The 19,261-nt window shown below is 60.2% G+C and carries 20 protein-coding genes; 11 read left to right on the plus strand and 9 right to left on the minus strand.

Annotated elements, in window-relative coordinates; genetic code table 11:
• Positions 1-4: 4 nt before the first annotated feature.
• On the minus strand, positions 5-808 hold the full coding sequence (locus tag TU34_RS00100; protein WP_045820809.1) for an RsiV family protein: 804 nt from the start codon (positions 806-808) through the stop codon (positions 5-7).
• 188 nt (positions 809-996) lie between these two features.
• Between TU34_RS00100 and TU34_RS00105 the strand changes: the two genes are divergently transcribed.
• From TU34_RS00105 to TU34_RS00120, 4 genes are all read left to right on the plus strand, one after another.
• Positions 997-2,196 carry a hypothetical protein gene (locus TU34_RS00105; protein WP_150116297.1) on the plus strand — a complete coding sequence of 400 codons (1,200 nt, stop codon included), beginning with the start codon at positions 997-999 and terminating at the stop codon, positions 2,194-2,196.
• Complete coding sequence (locus TU34_RS23350) at positions 2,193-2,765, plus strand: hypothetical protein (RefSeq protein ID WP_162486038.1); 573 nt, start codon at positions 2,193-2,195, stop codon at positions 2,763-2,765. The genes TU34_RS00105 and TU34_RS23350 overlap by 4 nt, the downstream gene beginning before the upstream one ends.
• Positions 2,759-3,100 carry a hypothetical protein gene (locus TU34_RS00115; protein ID WP_045820812.1) on the plus strand — a complete coding sequence of 114 codons (342 nt, stop codon included), beginning with the start codon at positions 2,759-2,761 and terminating at the stop codon, positions 3,098-3,100. The genes TU34_RS23350 and TU34_RS00115 overlap by 7 nt, the downstream gene beginning before the upstream one ends.
• Positions 3,101-3,355: 255 nt before the next feature.
• Positions 3,356-3,706, plus strand: a complete 351-nt coding sequence (locus tag TU34_RS00120) for a helix-turn-helix domain-containing protein (protein WP_160298487.1) — start codon at positions 3,356-3,358, stop codon at positions 3,704-3,706.
• Between the two features lie 10 nt (positions 3,707-3,716).
• Here the strand turns inward: TU34_RS00120 and TU34_RS00125 are convergent, their stop codons facing one another.
• Positions 3,717-4,355, minus strand: a complete 639-nt coding sequence (locus tag TU34_RS00125) for a hypothetical protein (protein ID WP_052688539.1) — start codon at positions 4,353-4,355, stop codon at positions 3,717-3,719.
• Positions 4,356-4,998: 643 nt separating this feature from the next.
• Between TU34_RS00125 and TU34_RS00130 the strand changes: the two genes are divergently transcribed.
• Both TU34_RS00130 and TU34_RS00135 read left to right on the plus strand, forming a co-directional pair.
• Positions 4,999-5,598: an SOUL family heme-binding protein gene (locus TU34_RS00130; protein ID WP_238981102.1), complete on the plus strand. Its 600-nt coding sequence runs from the start codon at positions 4,999-5,001 to the stop codon at positions 5,596-5,598.
• A 195-nt stretch (positions 5,599-5,793) separates the two neighbouring features.
• Positions 5,794-6,144 carry a hypothetical protein gene (locus tag TU34_RS00135; protein WP_045820815.1) on the plus strand — a complete coding sequence of 117 codons (351 nt, stop codon included), beginning with the start codon at positions 5,794-5,796 and terminating at the stop codon, positions 6,142-6,144.
• A gap of 61 nt (positions 6,145-6,205) precedes the next feature.
• On the opposite strand, the gene TU34_RS00140 is transcribed toward TU34_RS00135, so the two are convergent.
• Positions 6,206-7,273, minus strand: coding sequence for an HNH endonuclease (locus TU34_RS00140; protein ID WP_045820816.1), 1,068 nt, complete (start codon positions 7,271-7,273; stop codon positions 6,206-6,208).
• Positions 7,270-8,577, minus strand: coding sequence for a hypothetical protein (locus TU34_RS00145; protein ID WP_045820817.1), 1,308 nt, complete (start codon positions 8,575-8,577; stop codon positions 7,270-7,272). The genes TU34_RS00140 and TU34_RS00145 overlap by 4 nt, the downstream gene beginning before the upstream one ends.
• A gap of 308 nt (positions 8,578-8,885) precedes the next feature.
• Here TU34_RS00145 and TU34_RS23355 point away from each other — a divergent pair, with 308 nt between their 5' ends.
• Positions 8,886-9,692, plus strand: coding sequence for a hypothetical protein (locus tag TU34_RS23355; RefSeq protein WP_150116301.1), 807 nt, complete (start codon positions 8,886-8,888; stop codon positions 9,690-9,692).
• Positions 9,693-9,721: 29 nt separating this feature from the next.
• Here the strand turns inward: TU34_RS23355 and TU34_RS22110 are convergent, their stop codons facing one another.
• The 5 genes from TU34_RS22110 to queC all read right to left on the minus strand — a co-directional run bounded on the left by TU34_RS22110 (position 9,722) and on the right by queC (position 14,724).
• A complete protein-coding gene (locus TU34_RS22110; protein ID WP_065973442.1) occupies positions 9,722-10,582 on the minus strand; it encodes an HNH endonuclease in 861 nt (286 codons plus the stop codon).
• A gap of 80 nt (positions 10,583-10,662) precedes the next feature.
• A complete protein-coding gene (locus tag TU34_RS00155) occupies positions 10,663-12,531 on the minus strand; it encodes a DUF2075 domain-containing protein (protein WP_045820818.1) in 1,869 nt (622 codons plus the stop codon).
• A gap of 488 nt (positions 12,532-13,019) precedes the next feature.
• Positions 13,020-13,397 carry a 6-carboxytetrahydropterin synthase QueD gene (gene queD / locus TU34_RS22755; protein ID WP_238981103.1) on the minus strand — a complete coding sequence of 126 codons (378 nt, stop codon included), beginning with the start codon at positions 13,395-13,397 and terminating at the stop codon, positions 13,020-13,022.
• Positions 13,394-14,029 (minus strand): 7-carboxy-7-deazaguanine synthase, encoded by a 636-nt coding sequence (gene queE, locus TU34_RS22760; protein WP_082079691.1) that lies wholly within the window; start codon positions 14,027-14,029, stop codon positions 13,394-13,396. Before queE ends, queD begins: the two co-directional genes overlap by 4 nt.
• Entirely contained in the window at positions 14,026-14,724 is a 699-nt protein-coding gene (gene queC, locus TU34_RS00165; protein WP_045820820.1) for a 7-cyano-7-deazaguanine synthase QueC, read from the minus strand. Before queC ends, queE begins: the two co-directional genes overlap by 4 nt.
• A gap of 98 nt (positions 14,725-14,822) precedes the next feature.
• Between queC and TU34_RS23360 the strand changes: the two genes are divergently transcribed.
• The 4 genes from TU34_RS23360 to dbpB (TU34_RS00185) are packed head-to-tail and all read left to right on the plus strand — an operon-like array spanning position 14,823 to position 19,201.
• Positions 14,823-15,713 (plus strand): hypothetical protein, encoded by an 891-nt coding sequence (locus TU34_RS23360; protein WP_045820886.1) that lies wholly within the window; start codon positions 14,823-14,825, stop codon positions 15,711-15,713.
• The gene (gene dbpB / locus TU34_RS00175) at positions 15,710-16,852 is read left to right on the plus strand and encodes a DGQHR domain-containing protein DpdB (protein WP_045820821.1); all 1,143 of its coding nucleotides are present in this window, start codon (positions 15,710-15,712) and stop codon (positions 16,850-16,852) included. Before TU34_RS23360 ends, dbpB (TU34_RS00175) begins: the two co-directional genes overlap by 4 nt.
• Positions 16,849-18,102, plus strand: coding sequence for a tRNA-guanine transglycosylase DpdA (gene dpdA / locus TU34_RS00180; RefSeq protein ID WP_045820822.1), 1,254 nt, complete (start codon positions 16,849-16,851; stop codon positions 18,100-18,102). Before dbpB (TU34_RS00175) ends, dpdA begins: the two co-directional genes overlap by 4 nt.
• Positions 18,086-19,201, plus strand: coding sequence for a DGQHR domain-containing protein DpdB (gene dbpB, locus TU34_RS00185; protein WP_045820823.1), 1,116 nt, complete (start codon positions 18,086-18,088; stop codon positions 19,199-19,201). The genes dpdA and dbpB (TU34_RS00185) overlap by 17 nt, the downstream gene beginning before the upstream one ends.
• The last annotated feature ends 60 nt before the right edge of the window (positions 19,202-19,261 follow it).

Here is a 19,261-nt window from a genome sequence, read left to right on the forward strand (position 1 = left end):
GGTGTCAGCTGCTCAGCACGTCCTGCATGCCGGGGGCGAGCACATCCGACAGCGCTGACCACGGGACGGTGATGGTGATGAGGCCTGCGGCGTAGGCGCCCACCTGGTAGTCGCCGAAGTGGATGCGCATGCCCTCGGGCGATGCGGTCCAGTTGGCGTAGTTGGTGAGCGTGGGTGCCATCCCCTCACGCTGGTACTCAGGGCCGGCATTGGTGGTGGGCAGGATCTTTGCGGCCTCCGCCGACAGTCGTTGCAGGCCGGAGTCGAGGTTGCCGAATGCGTCTTGCAGCGTGATGGGCTTGGCGTTGTCGGCGTCGATGGTGACCGTCGAGATCAGCGAGTCGCCATGAGCCCCGGGTGGATTGGCGATCCAGCCGGTGATCTGCTCGGCACTGATCACGCGCTGGCCGATGTGGAACGGCCCCTTCGAGTACCCGTTGCTGAGCGTGAAGCCGAAGTGCGGGTCGTATTGCGCGTCGATCTGGTCCTGGAGCGCCGCCCGCATCGACTGGTTGAACTCGGCGGTGACTGCGGGCGTGCCGCCGGAAAGCTGCGGAATGGTGACGTCCCAGGTGGCGCGCTGGTTCGCTCCGGTGATGCGAGCGGTGGTCGCGGTATACGCACTGCTGGAGGCCGTCGTAGTAGACGGCGTCGCCGAGCTGGCTGACGCGCTGGGCGACGCCGTGACCGTGACAACCCGCGTCGACTGTGCCGGGGTCGCGGTGCCGTCGGTACTGGAACACGACGTCAGACTCATCGCCAGCAGTGCTGCGACGGTGAGACCACCGGATGCTCGAACCACTCTCATGGATCGATTGTGCGCGACCGCCACGCGCTGTGGTCGAGGTTGAGGGATCGGCATCGCTGCCGGAGACGCGCGGGGGAGTTGTTCCGCAGCGATGTCACGACGCCCGATGGTCAAGCGTTCATCGGTACAGATAGGGTTGATTTCAGTTGTCGCCATTCTTCGTTGAGGTCCAGGAGGTGGGTAAGGGCGTGTCCGAGAAACTGAAAGTCGAACCCGCGCAGCTTGGAGGTGCGGGCGAGTACGTCCTGCGACTAGGTGACAATGCTCGCTCGGCAGTCGAGTTGGCGTCGGCCCATACAAAGGCTGATTCTGGTGATTTCAAGGGTTTGATGGCACTGCTGCGTGGACCGGTCGACTCCTTGGCGTCGGCGACACAGCGTCGCCAACGTCCCGTGGTCGACGCGTTGGTCGGCACCGGTAACGAATTGAAGCAGAATGCCTGGGATTACCAGTCGCAGGATCGAAGCAACGCCGTCTCGCTCGGCCACACGACCTTCGGCGGACCGACCGGGATGGCAGTGGAGTCCTTCCCAGGATCAGAGTCCTACGGTGCGCCGACGCCGGTCGATGTGGCGGCACCGCCGCACAGCGATGTCGATTTCCGCGGCCTCATCGACGAAACCATGGGCTTCGTCGGCGAAGTCGACGGAAAGATCCAGTCACTCATCGGCTGGAGTCCTGTGCAGTCGGCCCTCGAGCCCATCGCCGGGAACTGGGCGGCTCTCCGCACGATTGGGCAGACATATGGGAAGGCGGGGACTGCTCTCGGCACCGTGGGCGATGGATTGTCGGACGTGCGGGGACGGCTGGATCCGCATTGGGACGGCCGTGCCGCTGTTGCTTTCGGCGACTATGCCACTGATCTCGCGCGCGGTTTGGAGTGGGAGGCCGCGACCGGACGTCTTGTTCAGCAGGGACTGGAACTCGCCGCCGACAAGATAGAGGAGGCCGTCAAACGAGTACTCGTCCTGCTCAAGGATTCGCTTGCGAAGTTTGTGGACTTCCACGACGTCTCGGGGACGATCCACACGGTACTCAAGCTCATACCCGGCCTCGGCACGAAGAAGACGATCGAACAAGTGACGCTGATCATCCAAGACATCTACAAGACCGTTGATTTCATGCTCACCGATGTGAAGAGGGCCGTCGAGTCCGTCGAGGAGTTTCTGCGATTCGTGGAGGACCCCGTCGGCTACGTCGGAGACAAGTCGAGTTCGGCCGTTGATGAGAAGCTCGCCCCCTTCAAGAAGAACATCGACGATGCGCGACAATCTGCGCAGAACACCCGGGACTTCCTGACCGTCGCAGACGTGGACAGTAGCCGGGACATGCCCCACCAGCGCTATGAGGCTGGTTTCGGCAATGACCCATGGGAGGATGCACCGTGATTCGCAAGGGACAGCTTCTGGCAGTACTCGGACTTCTCGCGGCGATGGCATTGCTCGTCACAGCGTGCGGCGACAATGGCGGCGGGTCGAGCACCGAGACTTCTGTGAACCCCTCGACGAACGGCGCCGTTGCCTCTCCGTCAGCTGACAACGGGGGTGCGTCGGTCACTCCCGCACAGTTCTGTGGTTTTTTGAGCAATGCCGACTTGAGCCCGCTCATCAAGCCGCCATTGGGAGATGGGCCCGAACCATCAGAGGAGAACGGTCAGCCAGGCTGTGACTGGTCGCTCGGTGACACCGATGCACACCTCGTTTTGTCGTTGTTCATGGCTCCGGAACCCGAAGCGTTGGAGAAGGCGGCAACGTCGACGTTCCAGATCGGTCCCGACGCCACGGGCTACGTCACGGTTCCGGGTTTGCTGGGTTCGTGCATGGCGTTGGTGCGGACCTCCTCCGCCCCGGAGGGGATGTTCCTGCGCTACTCGCTCCGGAGTTACGACGATCGCCTCAAAGGGTGCGAGCCCGGCTTTCCGCAGGTGCAGAAAGTTCTCGGCGAACTCGGATGGTGAGCCGAGGGGCGAGTGATGCCCAGTCGAACCTCACCCGTGCCTACGACGCGCTCAGCGACAAGATGTACGAACTCGAGGCGCGGAGTGTCCGATCCGACGAAGCGCTGCGGACTGCGATGTCTTCGTGGGATGACCTGGCTGAAGGTGAAGAGCCAGAACCGCGATCTGACAGCGAGTCGGCCGCGGACAACGACCGCGAGCTGAAGGCGCGCCTCGAAGAAGAGATGAGCCTCTGGCACGAGGAGAACGGTTGGTCGGCGACCATGCCGGAGCAGGATCGCCTTGACCTTGTTCGCAGTATCCGAAGTGACTTGGACGCCATGCGCCGGCGCTGACTCGAAGTCTGCTTGATCGTCGCGAGGCCACGGGGTGCATTCGCTTCTCATGGCGGAGAGTGCTGCCGTCTCCTGTGCGGTAAAGGTCGTGGCTACCCGGTTCAATCGGTGTCTCCCCACTCTGCCTTTGATTTTGCGCATAACATGAGACAAGCTAAAACCATGAACTTGAAGCATGGAATCCCCGAGCCGTGGGCGACAGCGTTGACCGAGGCGGGTTTCGTGAGCCCCTGGGACACGCCGAGTATGAATCGGTTGTCGGAGGCGACCGGGATTCACGTGTCGACGATCTCGCGGATCGTGAAGGGACAAAACGTCAAGGGGCCGACGAAGGATGTCGTCACGCAGCTCGCCGAGGCGCTGGGGAAGCCGGCGCGGGAGGTCGGTGGGTGGATCGACGCGGCATGGGCACAGCTCGAGCCGTACACGCCGCCCGCCGTGGCTGACCTGATGACCAACGAGCAGCGTGCTGCGGTCGACTCGATCATACGCGCCTTCGCCACCGCCAACCGTGCCGCCGCCGACACCGCGAAGAAGGCCGATGAACTCGGCGCGGCCATGGTGAGGAAGAAGCCAGGGATGCGGGCTCGGAGCAAGACCGACTGACCGACGGCGATCAGCGTGGTGACGCGAGTGTCGTGCTCAACGGGGCCAGCGAGTCGAGGAACACGGTGGCGAGCGCGTCTGAGATCGACGCTGCCTCCCGGATCTGGGTTGTCTCGTGACGGTCCATGCTGTCGTCGATGAGCAGTTCGAGGTCGTCGACGCCTTGGAGGCGGGCCAGGTAGTCGTATTTGTTCTTGCGGCGCTGGATTCCGGCGACGACGTCGCAGTAGCTGTCGAGGGCGACCAGGCGTTCGTAGAGCGCGCCGACGGCCCGCTCGATCGCGGTGGCCTTCTCGATGTAGAGCCGGACGACCTCGTCATCGTTCCGCAGCTCGCCCTGCGGTTGCGGTCCGAGCACCTTCTGTTGGTGGCGGAGACGTCGAGCGCGCTGCGTGACGCGGGTGACCTCATCGGTCAGATCAACGCGGACGGAATGATCGTCGAAGAAGTCGAGTCGCCAGACCCCGTAGGTGGTGATGCGGGCGGCGAGCGTCCCCACGGTCGCGGCCATGGTCCCGACCGGGTCGGCGAGCATGGTCGCGTGCTCGGCCTTCTCGCCGCCACCGAGTGGGTAGGTGCGGGCTATTCGGGCGGCGACTGTCGTGTCGGTGTCCGGCGTCGCATCAAGGTCGCCGGTGTAGAAAGGCACCCAGCTCCATGCGCGAGACCTGTTGCGGTCGGCAAACTCTCGACCATGCCAGACGTCGAGAGCCATTGCTTCGTAGCCGAGGAGCTGACCTTCATCGGGTCGGCGGTCCTTCGGGAACGACAGCCGAGCCGCGTTCCGCGTGGTTGCACACCAGGTTGTCCGTTCAGCATTCGATGCCTTGAGGTCGCTGGCGAGTCGGACCAGCGGTGACGTGAGCGGCGCGGTGGGTCGCCGCGCCCCGGTGGACCGTCGCACACCTGCCCACCGCCGTCTGCCCCGCTCGTTCATGCGGTCAGTGAATCATTCGATTCGGACATCCGAGCGTGCTTCGGCGGCTGCCGGGGACTCACCGTAGCCAGCCGGGTCCCGCATGACCGTCTTCGCCGCCGGGACCGCTTCCCGGGGCCAATCCCTGGGCGGATTGGGGGAGCGGCTGACGCTGAGGTCGGGGAGCGCAACGATTTTCAGTGCTTCTCCATGTCACCCGCAGGTCAAGGGGAACGTCCAATGCGCCCTACGTGGTCAGTCGATAGCCAGGGGAACGAACGCCGGCCCGCTGTCGTTCAGAAAGTGAGAGACATGTGGGACAGAACCGAGAGGATGAGGCGAAGTGCTGTCGAGAGTTGTGAATGTTGTCGAGCAGGTGGCTGATGCCGCGCTGGGGATCGTGGGTGTTCGCGTGCTGACCGAGGAGCCGTCGCACACCACGAAGAAACTGACCGACACCGTCGAGGTCCGCCGTTACGAGCCACGGATCGCGGCCGAGACCACCGTGCAGGGTTCCGATGAGGAGAAGGCGCGGTCGGACGGATTCCGCCGGTTGGCCGGCTACATCTTCGGCGGGAACCAGGGCAGTGAGAAGGTCGCGATGACCGCTCCGGTCAGCCAGGGAGCGGCGAAGGGCGAGAAGATCGCGATGACCGCGCCGGTGTCGACGTCCGCCGACGCCAGCGGCTGGGTCATCAGGTTCTTCATGCCGTCGAAGTGGACGATGGCGACCCTGCCCAGTCCGAACGACGATCGCGTCCGACTGGTCGAGGTGCCCGCAGAGTCCGTCGCCGCGGTGCGATTCAGCGGTTCGCGCAGTCCGGAGTCAGTAGCCGCGAAGACCAAAGAGCTGCTCGACGTGCTCTCCGCGAACGGCGTCGCGACGGCCGACGAACCGGTCAGCTGGTTCTACGACCCGCCCTGGACGGTCCCGTTCCGCCGTCGCAACGAGGTGGTCGTCCCGATCAACGAGTGAGGTTTCGCTGGAACTTCAGATAGAGAAACCGAAGAGCTGTCTTCGGTGTGTTGAGCGATTGTTCAAGTCCCGAACATGTTGGTAGACCGGCGAAGGCTGGTCGACCCTAATTGCAGCGAGCGCAACGTTGCGTGCGAGTTCGAGGCGTCACGGCAACGGTGAGACGTGGTCGTGCCGTGGTGGGACGATCGTCGGATGACATTCCAATTGGGGCAGCTCGTTGAAAGCAAGGGGCGATGGCTCAAAGTGAGCGAACTTGACCTCGAGGTGTTACCGCGAATGCGTAAGTACCTGATAGGAGTGGCGCAACGCGCGCAGACCGTTTTTTACGGCGAGATGAAAGCGGATCTGGACCTTCCGCATCCATCCAACGGGCTTGGTCGCCTCCTGGACCTGCTCTCGGCCGACTGTATACGTCGAAACGAGCCATCCCTGGCTGCCGTGGTGGTAGCGCGAGCGACCGGCGAGGTCGGCGCCGCCTTCACAGGCGACCCAGAAACCGAGCGCGTTGATCTTCGCGAGTATTGGAAGGGTCGAACCACCTGAGACGGTAATGGTGCCGATCGACGGATGAGCTGACCTAGTTACAGATACGCCTCAAAAGGGATCACCAGGCAAAGTCAATGCGTGAGCCAAGATCGATCTCTTTCCGGGCCCGCCATAGTGGCGTCCCGGCAGGTGAGGTGGCGTAGATCCCGCGAGCGGAGGCCTCAACTCGCTGGTACTGGCTTGACCAGTTGATCGACTGTGAAAGTTCTTGGAGGGTTTTCTCTCCACGTTCGAGCGCTCGCTTGACGTGACTCGGCGCTGGGAGCAGATCGGATTTGTCGCTGTTGCACCGTTGACAGGCTAGAACGAGGTTTGCGAGGCCGTCGATGGACGTCCGTGACCAAGGCAGAACATGGTCGACGTGGGGCGTCTCTGTAAGGCGGGCGTCGCAGTAAAAGCAGCGAGATCCAAAGCCCTCGCGGAGGATGGCGCGAACGCGTGTCATCGAGACGCGGTCGCTGCCGAAGAGGTGCGCTGCGAGATCGGGACCGTCGTCGTTGAGCCACATGTTCATCCTTCGGATGTCAGCTATCCAGGCCAACTGAAAGGCGGGACGCAAGATCGGCGCTAAACGCGCGAGCGTATGTCCGACCCCCGGGAAGAGGTCAACGGTGTTCCCACGTTCGCGAACTTTGCGAGACGAGGTGGTGTTCATCCATGAATCGTCGTAGAGGAAGCACTCGTGCTTGGCGGTGCCGATCCGCTGGAGAAGTTGGAGCGGGTAGCGGACGAGGGTGACTCGTACGGCGTCCACAGCCTCTCGATATTCGAGCGGATTCGTCGCCTGCGTGCCTTCGGGCGATCCGACCCGGTCGCGAACTCCGGTGACGTCGCGGAGAGACTCGACGAGGGAGAGAATCGAACTCCGGCCATCGGACGACTGCCTAATGCGTCGACCCTCGACAGGCCGAATCTGGCGCCAGTAGATCGCGAGGACTCGCTCGGCGAGCACATCGAGACTAATCGCCACTGCATCGTCGGGTTGGCTGGACACTGTCTCGACGGAAAGGTCCAGTAACGCAAGAACCACGGCTAGCTTGTACGTTGACGTCCGTCGACCGCCCTCGAGAACGGCGACTAACTTCTGCCCGATCTCCAGTGGGTCCGTGGGAGGTGGGCCTGTCACTCGGTCTTCTGGCTGGCCGAGGGGGCAGATACCGAGTCCGATTCGGCGTCATCCGCATGCTTGTCGCGCTCGTTTTTGGGACTGTCGATCAACCCGGCAAGACCGCGCAGTCCATCGGCGGTGAGCGCCGAACCACGATCCCACGCATTGCTGGCGATCGAGCCGATCTCGTTGATTGCATCGGCGATGCCAGGCGTTTCGTACCGATCCCAATCTTGGATCTGTCCGGCACGAGCCTGCCGGAAGTCCTCGAGAGCGTTCTGTAGTCTGTCGGTGTTGGATTTAAGCGCGCTGACATCCCAGAAACGGCCGATCTCGAGCGGCTTGACCCGCTCGAATCCATTAAGTCGTGAGTGCAACTGCGACCACAGTTCGGCATCCAACTGCCCTTGGGTCGCGAGGATATCTTGCACTGATGTGTGTACTGATTCGCGGTGACGCGGTTCCGTGTCCATGACGCGTCGCAGGCGGAGGTGTTGCCAGTAGAACAGGGTTTGTTCTGCAACGATGAGAAGCTGCAGCGCCTCACCCAGTCGGTCGTCAGCGACAACCTTATCGATCTGCGCGGCGCGCTTGCTGGCTGAGACTGCCGGGTCGAGTCTCCCAACGGTTGTCACGGCGTACGAGCGAATCCGCTCCAGTCCCTGCTCGAGCGATGGCCCCAGGGATGCGACGGCCTCCCAATCGGAGTTGGGGAGACTGCCATTGTTTCGGACCTCTTTCGTGAGCCGCTTCAGGTAGCTGTGGTTGCCTATGATGTCTCCCACCATCTGCGCCTTTGACAGCGCGAGCAGATCGTCGACCTTGTCCTCTACCTTCGCTACGGCCTTCTGGACATCCGCCAACGCAGTTGTGAGCGCCATCTGGATGGCCACCATCTGGATTGACGCTAGACGTGCAGGACTGCCGACGATCGGCTTCCACACGATCTGACCTGTGAACTTGTTGCCAGCACCGACCGTCGTTGCGCGGAAGTAGTTTCCACCCGCGGGTACCAATTTGCCGGCTCGGGCCAGGTCCATGCTGTGCTTCGAAATCTTGACGTATCGACCGTGCTGAGCAGTCGCACTTGCCACACCGGCGGCGACCCCGGCGATAGCCCCGAGATCGCTCTTCGAAATCGCCGAGTCGGCGACCTCGTTGTTGGTGACCTCGCGAAGTCGTGCGATGTAACCATCGATCAGTTCGGGGGTTCCCATGACGAGGACGCCGTCGCCCTCCACGTCGATCGACAGTTCGGAAGCAGGGCCGGACGTTTCGGGCAAGTTCTCCATGTAGCCGATGATTGCAGATAGCTCGGACATGCGTGCGGAAAGCTTCGTCGAGGAAGCCCTGAGTTCGATGGTCGAGTGCCAGGTGACGGTGTCCTGGGCCGATGGAGTCCCGTCGCAGGGTTCGTCGGGGGTGAAACCAGCAGACTTAGCCGATGTCTCCGAAACGCGGCGATGGCACAAGACCAGTCAGCGGAACCGGCGGGGTCCGGCAGATCTGTATCACTGAGACTCGTGCGCTTGCTCGGCCCGGTTTGGCGTCCGATTGTGAATTGTGCCCATCTCCCGGGCGGCTTTGGCACGATCGATGTACTTGCCAAATGAGCGATAGGACGAGCGATGTGACCGAACTGCAGTTGAACGAGGACGAGTATCGGCTGTTCTGCCTGCTCCCCGATAACGGCTGTGCCGCCGGCAATGGATCGCTTCGCTCGTCAGTCGGGTGGAGCAAGACGCGATACAGCCGCGCTCAAGTCGGCCTCGTTGACAAGCATCTTGCGCTTCGCGGTGTCGGCCGTGGTGGAACGCTGAGGCGGGCCACAGTTCCCGATCTCCATCCAGATCAGAAAACGAAGAAGGTTACGATCCCTGGGCCGGTCAGCGAGGCAAGCCTCTACGCGCCGCTCCTCACGACCCTTCGAGCCGACTGGAGCGAGAACCGCGGACTGCACGTTCTTGCAACTGAAGAGACCGCGTTTGGCGGCGGCCGGTTGACCGGGGGGCGCTGGAGTCGCCCCGATCTGGTTGCCGTTGGTCTTCGGCGATTCGAACTGGTGCCGGCTCACTTCGAGCTAGTGACCTTCGAGGTCAAAACTGTCGATCACATTAACGTCCTAGCTGTATATGAAGCTTTGTCGCACAGCCGATCAGCAACCCATGCGTACGCGATTTTCCACGTTCCCGATGTTTTGGCTCTTACCAAAGAGGATGAAATCACTGCTGTGATGTCGGCAGCGGCGGAGCACGGTATTGGAGTAATTACGTTCGATGACCCCCTCAACTTTGAAACGTGGGACGAGAAACTTCCCGCAGAACGCCTTCAGTCAGATCCGTTGCGTATGAATACCTTTCTTCAGGAACAGCTATCAGTGCAGGGACAGCTTGATGTGGCCGAGACGACCAAGAGTGTAAATCCAGACTTGGGGTGAGTGTGGGGGATTGTTTCGGTGAGCAGGGTTCACGTGAAGCTTAACCACGAACAACTCTGCGCGTGACGCTTGAGCGCTTCTTGGTCAGGATATTGCCCAGTGTCGGACGGGAGTCGAAGGGCCTTGCCGTCGAGGGAGGCGTACTCGGTTCGGGCCAGGTTGGGTGAGACTCTCACCTTGTACTCGTCATCGACCGTGAGGCGCCGCAGATCGAACAACGTGTGGACGTCGCATCGTAGGAGCAGGCCGTTGGTGACGTGGTGGCTGTGGTCTCCGAAGTACCTGTCGATGTGCGCGGCTTCGAGAATGGGCAGCACGGTCGAGCCTGAGACTGCACAACGGGATCCGTAAGCGTCGAGCAGTGAATCACGAAACGCCCCCTGCCCTCGACGGAGTCTGATGAGACGCTCCGCGCGTTCTCGAGTGTCTTCTCCGGGCGTGTAGACGTCGGGATCGAACTGGAAGTCGGTACGCGTCGATGTCGGCGCGAGCGGGGGCGTGTCGCCGAAGAGGGATCTGAAGTACTCCTCTGCGAGATTTGGTACCTCCACAATTCCGTTGCTCAGAAGCTGCGTGATCCCCGTTGCCTCGCTGATTGTTTTCCAGGAGCTATCAATGGTCGCGGTTTGCCGTTCGCGCAATTCGAACCGGTATAGGTACCCCCCGGTGGTGGCGTCGCGCCAGTGGGCGGCCGTATCGCCGGCACGAAGCTCGCGCAGGTCTGAGGTCACGTCGACCCACGCGACGAGGCCGGTGCCTGACAACCAGAAGAAGACCTCGTCGCCGGCTCGAATGTCTCGTCGCCGACGGGTGTCCCAGAACCCGTCGGCCAGTCCGTATTGAACGTGGTCGGGGAAGTCCTCGCCAACGGTCACAATCCATGCAGTCACTACGCGCGCCTCTCAGAGGTCGCAGCGGGTGGAGGCATGTCCGAGCGGAAGCCTGTCGGGCCGATGCAGAAATCGGTTAGTTATTCAGTTATGAGCCTGTGCAGCGCTTCTCGCGTTTCGCGGTCCGTCGAGTAGATGACAGTGCCGACCATGCCGCGGGTCAGCAGCACCTTGTAAACATTGCGGACCAAGTGGTCAAAACGATCGTCCGGCACCTTGACGCTGTTCTTGAAGTCGGGATCGCGGTTAGCGCGACGCACCGATATGAAGCGCCCATCGCGCCATACGAGGTCGGGACCGAAAATGACACCATTCCAGTCGTATTCGAATCCCTGGGCCGTATATACGCAGCCGACCTGTCCGAAACCTCCGGCTTCGTTTGCCCACAGCGGTGCGGGTGGCGCGTCGCCGATTCGCCGGTCGCTCTTGCTGTTCCATGGCCGCGCCCACTCGTCGATAACGACGTCGTCGACCAGAGCCCCATCGTCACGCGCATTGCTCCACGGCCAGCAGTAGCCGGCAGTCATACGGGCCGAGTAGCCGCTGTCGGCTTTCGACCGGAGGATGGCCTCGAGTTCAGCGGGAGAGTCGGCCACGAGAACCTCGAACTGCGGATCGCCAGTCCAGGCGGTCGGGGTCTCTGCTCGGAGCCCGAGCAGACGCGTAACCCACAGGACGTACTCCTCACTCCCGCCGCACCGGAACTGCTCCCCAAGTGGGACGTGGTGCACATCGATACCGAGGCCGGACGCATAGGCCTCGATCTGTTCAAGGGTGCCCATCTCGCCCGGACGGACTACCTGATGTTGATCGAGCAGAAACACCGGGACTCGCGCTGCAGAGATGAGTTCATCGAGCTGACGACGACCTGTGCGGAGGGCGGCGCGGGTGTAGCGATCGACGGACGTCTCGCGAATTCGGTGCGCTTCATCGAGGATCAAGACGTCGAGATCGTTGGCGTCGGCGTCCATGAACTGGTTGAAGTACTTGAACATGGACTGGACACGCTTGTCGCGATGGCCGGCCACCTTCCGGAGGGTCTGCGTAAAGGACCGCGAGCCTGTGGCGTGAAGGACCGTCCGGCCGTTGCGTGACAGCTCACCGAGAAGCGAGAGCGCGATGACGCTCTTGCCGCTTCCGGGACCACCAGTGACAACGACGACTCGTTTCGAATTCGAGCGTCTCGCCTGCTCGACCTCGTGCTGCACCAGTTCGACAGCGAGGTGCTGGTTTCCGACGAGCCGGAACTGCTCGCGGTCTCGCACCTCGTCGGCTGCCACCTTCAGCAACTGCTTCGAGGGAGCGACCGCTGAGTTGAGAAGGATGTCGGCTGATGCGCGCCCGGGTTGCGGGGCTAGTCGCGAGCGGAGGAAGTCGATCATGGCGCTGCGTGTTGCGGCGGTGTAGAGCCGGCCTGTCGTCGAGACGGGCACTGCGGTGAGATCTGCGACGGCCGCAATGTCGGTGGCGTTGTGCAGGTAGGCCATGCCGGCGAGGGAATCGGGCTGGTCATGAACGGCCCTCGCGAAGTCCGCGATGTAGTCGCAGTAACCGCGCACCTGCAGGACCGGATGTAGTTTCGGCCCACCGGGCATCCCGGGAACGTTCACGAGTTCGGGGTTGCCCTCATACGAAGTGGCAGCCGTCCACTGCTTGAGCTCGACCACGACGAATGACGCCTCGCCCGTCCTGGGGTGGGTGCCAGCGAGAACCACGTCAGCCCGCTGCGAGGTTAACGGGAGGTGGTACTCGACCAGCATCTCTACCTCGCCGAGACCGGCATCGTTGAGATCGGCGGCCAAAACTGGCAGCGACCGGCGCCACGATTGCTGTTCAGCTTTAGCAGGCCGGTATCCGCGCTGGTTGAGCATGCGTTCCAAGAGCTGCTCCACCAAAGAGTCCGGATCGGCGAGTGCCACACGGTTGGCGGTGTTCCGCACCAAAGTCACGTAAATGTCCCCAAGGCAGCACGAAAGGATTCGTGCGGTGGGGGACATGTCCGAGAGGAAGTCCGTCAGGCCGCCTGAGCAGCATATCCGGTGATGGCAGTCATCGAGTGTAGGGTGCGGACCGCCATGGCGAATCCGACGTGAGTTCCGAAAAATGAGCAGGGCGAGAGACCCGGCTACTAACGTGGTATTCGAACAAACGTGAACTCGCTCCTACTGTCGGAGCACTTTCAGGAGGCGGAACCAAAGCATGGCTAATCAGGTCCGAAAAACACTAACGGCAGCCATCCCGTCCACTTGCTGACCGCTGTCGAAGACGTCCTCAGTCGAATTGCCTCGCTCACCAACGAGACATCTGATGCAGAGCAGATGGGATGGGGGAAGGAAGTAGCACGGATCAAGGCCGTGCGCGATGACTGGTACACCGATCTTGTGCAAGTCGGTGACGCGCTCGCGTCGCACATACGTCGCTACAGCGAGTGTGAGCGTCAGGGACCGGTGTCGCCAACATATCGACAACCTGAGCTGCACGTCTCGCGGACCTCGATCGACTGAAGCCCCCGGAGCCCAGGAAAGATTTTCCCCCAAAGCCACCTCGCCAGCACTTCGCTAGTCGGGTTTTCGAGGCCGGAGATCTCATTAAGGTAGTAGTGGTCCAATTCACGAACCACCGGTTGAACGACGGCTTTGATCTCGCCGAAGTCCATCACCCATCCGAGGTTTTCATCTACCGGACCTGCGACCTGAACTACAAACTTGTAAGAGTGGCCGTGGAGACGTGAGCACTTATGGCCCTCGGGGACGTTCGGAAGCCGGTGTGCTGCCTCGAAATTGAACTCGCGGAAGACTTCCATCCGGTCTGTCATGGGATTCCTAACCATTTGTGTGTCTGGACGCTGAGACGCCACTGGGGGTGGCTTAGGCAATATTCAACCGACGCTTGCGTGTTGGCCGCGATTTCGTCCCCATCCATCGGCTGCAGCCGAAACGAACCGAACGACAGGTCTGCGTACCTTGCTGGATCGTCACCACGCTGTGGGTAGACGAGTTTCAATTCGTCACCTCCGTCAACGACGAGGGGTGCGCCCAGCTTCGGACTCACGCATAGCCAGTCGATACCGTCGGGAACTCGTTGCGTTCCGTTCGTTTCGACGGCAACAAAGAACCCGCGGTCGTGAAGAGCAGCAGTCGCCTCGGCGTCGAGTTGGAGCAGCGGTTCACCGCCGGTACATACGACCATCTTTTCGCCCCGTGCTCCGCTAGGCCACTCGGCGTCGACCGCCGCAGCCAACTCGGCAGCAGTTTGGAATTTTCCTCCGCCGGGACCATCAGTACCGACGAAGTCGGTATCGCAGAACTGACAGATCGCCCGGTGCCGATCCTTCTCCTGCCCGGTCCAGAGGTTGCATGACGCGAATCGACAGAAGATCGCGGGCCGGCCCGCATGCATCCCTTCACCTTGAAGCGTGTAGAAAATTTCCTTCACGTTGTACTTCACGCGGACGCGACCTGGTATTGCAGCGGATCATCCAGTCCCGCCTCGGAGAAACCGCGAAGGCGCAGAAGGCAAGAGTCGCAATGTCCGCAGGGGCGTCCTGTGCCGTCCGGGTCGTAACACGAGGAGGTGATTGAGTAGTCCACCCCAAGGCCTATGCCCGTTTCGACGATCTGAGCCTTGGTCATCGAGATCAGTGGAGTGTGAATGGTTAGGTTCTCGCCTTCCACACCTACACGCGTCGCAAGGTTGGCCATCGCCTCGAACGCTGCGATGTACTCGGGACGGCAATCCGGGTATCCCGAGTAATCAAGCGCATTGACTCCGATGAAGATGTCCTTCGCCCCAACTGTCTCGGCGTAGGCGAGTGCGAATGACAGGAAGATCGTATTCCGCGCAGGCACGTACGTAGACGGTATGTCGGCGCTTACTTCTGTTGCGTCGTCGTGTTTGGGCACCTCAATGTCCGCGGTCAACGCGGAACCACCGAAGGTTCTGAGATCGATGTCAGCGATGACGTGGCGTTCTACGCCCAGGGACGCTGCGACCAGTTTCGCTGCCTCCAATTCCACGCTGTGCCGTTGTCCGTAACTGAACGACAGGGCATAGGAAATGAACCCCTGATCGTTCGCCATTGCCAGCACGGTGGTGCTGTCCAATCCGCCGCTGAGCAGCACCACTGCCGGTGGCTTCACCATGACGTCCTCCTGTAGCTTGCAAGTCTTGAGTCAGAAACTACACCCAACCGCTGACACGACGTTAGTGTAGTTTCCAAGTCTGACAAGGAGGCGTGCCGGTGCGGAAACTCGCAATACTGGTGAATTGCACGCAGCGAAAGTCTGTTCGCGCGACACCCCACCTCTCGGCGGGCACGCTACCGCAGGGCACCGTCGCTGCACGCGCGGCCGAGTGGATATCCCGGGTTCAGGGCGCTGATAGCGAGCGCAGTTTAATCGACCTGTACAACGGTGAGGCCTGGGCACAGGCCAAGCTGTTGCTAAACGACGCCCTCCAGGCCGGCTTCGCTGCGCAACTGTTCGTTGCGTCGGCGGGACTTGGTCTGCGATCTGTCAATACCAAAGCACCGTCGTACGCGGCTACCTTCTCGCCCAATCAATTAGACAGCGTTGCAACGTCTTTGGATGATTCGAAGGAATGGTGGGGGCTGATGCAGGAGACTGATGAGACCGCTGCAGCCGACAACTTTCGCGACAGCGCAGTGCTTGCGGTGATGTCCGAGTCTTACGCCCGCGTCCTGCACGACGAGTTGCGGGCATTGTCGGGTTCTGCTGGTGAAATGCTGATCGTGGGTGGCGCGAGACTGGACGTTGGATGCCCAAGGGTGCCTGCAGACCGTGCCCTCCGAACCGCGATGGGTGGAACGGTGTCGAGTCTGAACCTGCGAACGGCACGGCGGTGGATGTCCACTCGAACATCACCGTCCCTCTTCAGTGACGCGGACTATGCAAAGTGGCAGACATGGGCTCACGGTGTACGACAGGTTGAGACCTACGATCGACAACAGTTGGACGACGCCCAGGTGCGGGCGTTCGCAATGAAGTTAATCCACTCAAGCCCCGGTGGTTCGGCAACCCAGGCGTTGCGGGAACTTCGAACGTCAGGCTTCGCGTGTGAGCAGAAGCGCTTCCATCGGATCTATGCGCAATTGGTACGGGAGACGACATGAACGAAGGCGTGCCTCGGACGCTCGAACGCCGAGCGTTGAGAATCCACCAAAGTGAAGCAATGCCCGTCTACCTCTTCGCCTTGGCTGCCGAAGAGGTTGACATGGTCGCAGATGTCGCCCGGATCTCACGAGACGACGCAGGTAAGTTGATTGGCTACCAACGTCCGGAACGACGAAGCCATGTCAAACAGATCCTCGACTACCTGGACTCAGAGGACGTGGTTTTTCCGAACGGTTTGATCCTGGCCCTACCAGAAAATGTTCGATTTAAGTCGAGTCGCGGCCCCGGCACAACCGACGGACTGGCAACCAGTGGTGTTCTGGAGATCCCCCTACCTCTCCACGACGACGAACCACGACCCGCCTGGATCGTCGATGGACAGCAGAGGAGTCTTGCGCTCTCGCAGGCCAAAAATCGTAGATTCCCGGTTCCGATTGCTGGCTTCGTCGCACCTACCCTTGCGTTGCAGCGTGAACAATTTCTCAGAGTCAATACTGTTTCGCCACTGCCTTCAAACTTGGTAACCGAATTGCTACCCGAAGTCTTCACCGCGCCCTCGCCCCGCTTGTCAGCCCGTCGCCTTCCATCCGCTTTGGTTGACATGCTGAATCAAGACCCCGGATCACCGTTCGTTGGAATGATCAAGCGGGCGTCTACCGATGTAGCAACCAAGAAGCAGAGTTTCGTTACGGATACGAGCCTCGTGGAGGCATTGAAGGAATCGCTCGAGTCTCCGTCTGGCGTGCTCTTCCCTTATCGAAACATCGCGACTGGCTCGACGGACACTGAAGGAATTCGCAAACTACTAGTGATTTATTGGAACGCAGTCCGCGAGTTGTTTCCGGACGCGTGGGGGAAGCCGTCAACGAAATCTCGACTTATGGGTGGCGTCGGTATTCGTGCCATGAGTCGATTGATGGACAGAGTAATGGCGCAAGTCGATATCGATTCGTCCGATGCAGGTGAGGCTACCGCTAGAGAATTGCGGAGAATCGAACCGGTGTGTCGATGGACTCACGGAACATGGGAAGAGTTAGGCCTTCCTTGGAACGAATTACAAAACACTCCGCGACACATATCGGCTTTGTCAAATTTCTTGGCAAGAGCCTATGTGGACTCACGGGCGAGTGATCGATGAGATTCTACTTTCCAGATAGCCAGGATCTTGTTAGCCCGACCTACGACTTCGTGCACGACGAGTACTCACCGATGCGCGTTCGCCAGCGAGACGATCGCTACGCGCATGAGGTGCTGTCCCTACCTGCGTACGACGGGATACTCGTCTCAAAGGCTATTGTGGACGGTACCGTTCGCGGTGTTGGCAAGTACTCGATGCCTCAGCGTCAACGCCTACATCGGATGGGTGTCCGCGATTTCTTTAGACTTCCTTCTAACGTCTCGACTTTGGGTGATTGTGGATCGTTCTCGTATATTGACGAACCGGCACCACCATATTCCGCAACCGAGGTGCTGGACTTCTACGAGACTTGTGGCTTTGAAGCAGGCGTCAGTCCGGATCACGTAATTCTCGGCTACCAACGCCCGGGACTCATCAATCCCGCCCCCCCCGACGAGTGGCGAGAACGACGGATAACTTCTTTGCGCTGTGCTGAGGAATTTTTGGCAGTTGTGAATGATCGTGGCAGCGACGTTGAGCCTGTTGGTGCTGCTCAGGGATGGGATCCGGAGAGCTATCGCGACAGCGTCTTGGAACTTCAGGCGATGGGCTACACACGTATTGCACTCGGCGGGATGGTTCCACTGAGAACTCCCGATATCATCGACTGTTTGACGGAGATCGACTCGATTAGGAGTCCAGATACCGTGTTGCATCTTCTTGGTATCACGAGGGTCGCCTCGATCGAGGCGTTCGCAGACCTAGGGGTGAGTAGTTTCGACAGCACCTCTGCGTTCCGTCAAGCTTTTATGGACGACCGAGGGAACTATCACACGTCTCAGGACAATTTTACTGCAATACGGGTTCCTCAAGTGGACGGCAACCTCTCACTCAAACGGGCGATACTTTCTGGTCGAGTCGTACAGAAGGACGCCGTAAGGCTCGAGCGGCAGGCGCTTCAAGCCTTGCGCGACTACGACAACGATAGGTGTCCGATGGGAGAGGCACTCGACGCTGTCTTACAATACGAGGCTGTAGTTGGAGTCAAGAAGAGCTACGAAGCCGAGTATCGGCGGACGTTGGACGCCCGCGCCTGGCGGCAGTGCCCATGTGGCCTCTGTGAGTTGCATGGAATAGACGTCGCAATATTTCGTGGCACTGAAAGAAACAAGCGTCGCGGATTCCATAATCTATCCGTTTTAGCTGCGAAGATAGCAGGGTTGCCGCTCAAAAGATACGGAACTGAAAGGCGTCATGAAGAAGCAATATGAACTCCGGGTTCCAGCGCTAAAAGTTAGGCAGGGTTCGCGCCACATATTTTGCTTTGCGGTTGACGGGAAGAAACTGCTGGACTTTTCGACCGTGTCGCGCGTGAATAGGGGCGAGGCCGGCGACCTAAGGGGCTACCAACGACCAGAAGTTATCTCGCATATACGAGCAATCCGACGCTACCTTGAATCAGAGAACGCGATGTTGCCGAACGCCGTAGTACTGGCCTTTGATTCGCGTGTCAAATTTGTTGCTAGTAAGGCTGGCAATCGCGTTGAGTATTCGACGCCGGGTGAGTTAATTATTCCGGTTGACGAGACATTGGTCGACGCAGACAAGCCTGCGCTACTCGTTGATGGCCAGCAACGATCTGCGGCAATAAGAGATGCCGATGTATCGGAATTCCCAATTGCCGCAGTTGGCTTCATCGCCGAGGGCGACGATGAGCAACGCTCACAATTTATCCTAGTGAATAATACGAAGCCTTTGCCTAAGGGCTTGATTCACGAACTTATCCCTGACGCTCCCGGTTATCTGCCTCCGAAGTACGCGCGACGAAGACTTCCCGCGCAGGTAATGGTCCGTTTGAACCTAGACGATGACAGTCCGTTCTGTGGTGCAATTTCGACTCCCACCTCGCCGGATGGTTATATTAAAGACAACAGCGTCTTGAAGATGATTGAGAATAGCTTGTACGATGGCGCTCTGTACCAGTATCGCAACGCAGATGATGGTTCGGGCGATATTGAACAGATGACTCTTCACCTGAAAATATTCTGGGCCTTAGTCGAAAGTACTTGGCCAGTTGAGTGGAAGCAGATCCCGCGCAAGTCTCGCCTCACACACGGTGTGGGTATTCAATCTCTTGGATATGTGATGGACGCGCTCACGGATGGTAAACGCGCGGAAGATTTGCCTAACACCGGTATTGACAAGAATCTCGACCAGATAGCCGACGTCGCAGCATGGATGGACGGGGCATGGACACTGGGCCCGGAGGACGTGCGGCGATGGAACGCCCTGCAAAACACACCAAACGACGTAAAATTGCTCACCAACGTGTTGCTTAGTGTAGTTAGGAAAAAGCAGAGGCGCCATTGAATATCTGTGGCTTCTTGAGAAGAAGAGAGCCAATAATGCGGCCTAATTCAGACATTGCCG

It is taken from the genome of Williamsia herbipolensis (assembly GCF_000964005.1).
Taxonomy (GTDB): Bacteria; Actinomycetota; Actinomycetes; order Mycobacteriales; family Mycobacteriaceae; genus Williamsia_A; species Williamsia_A herbipolensis.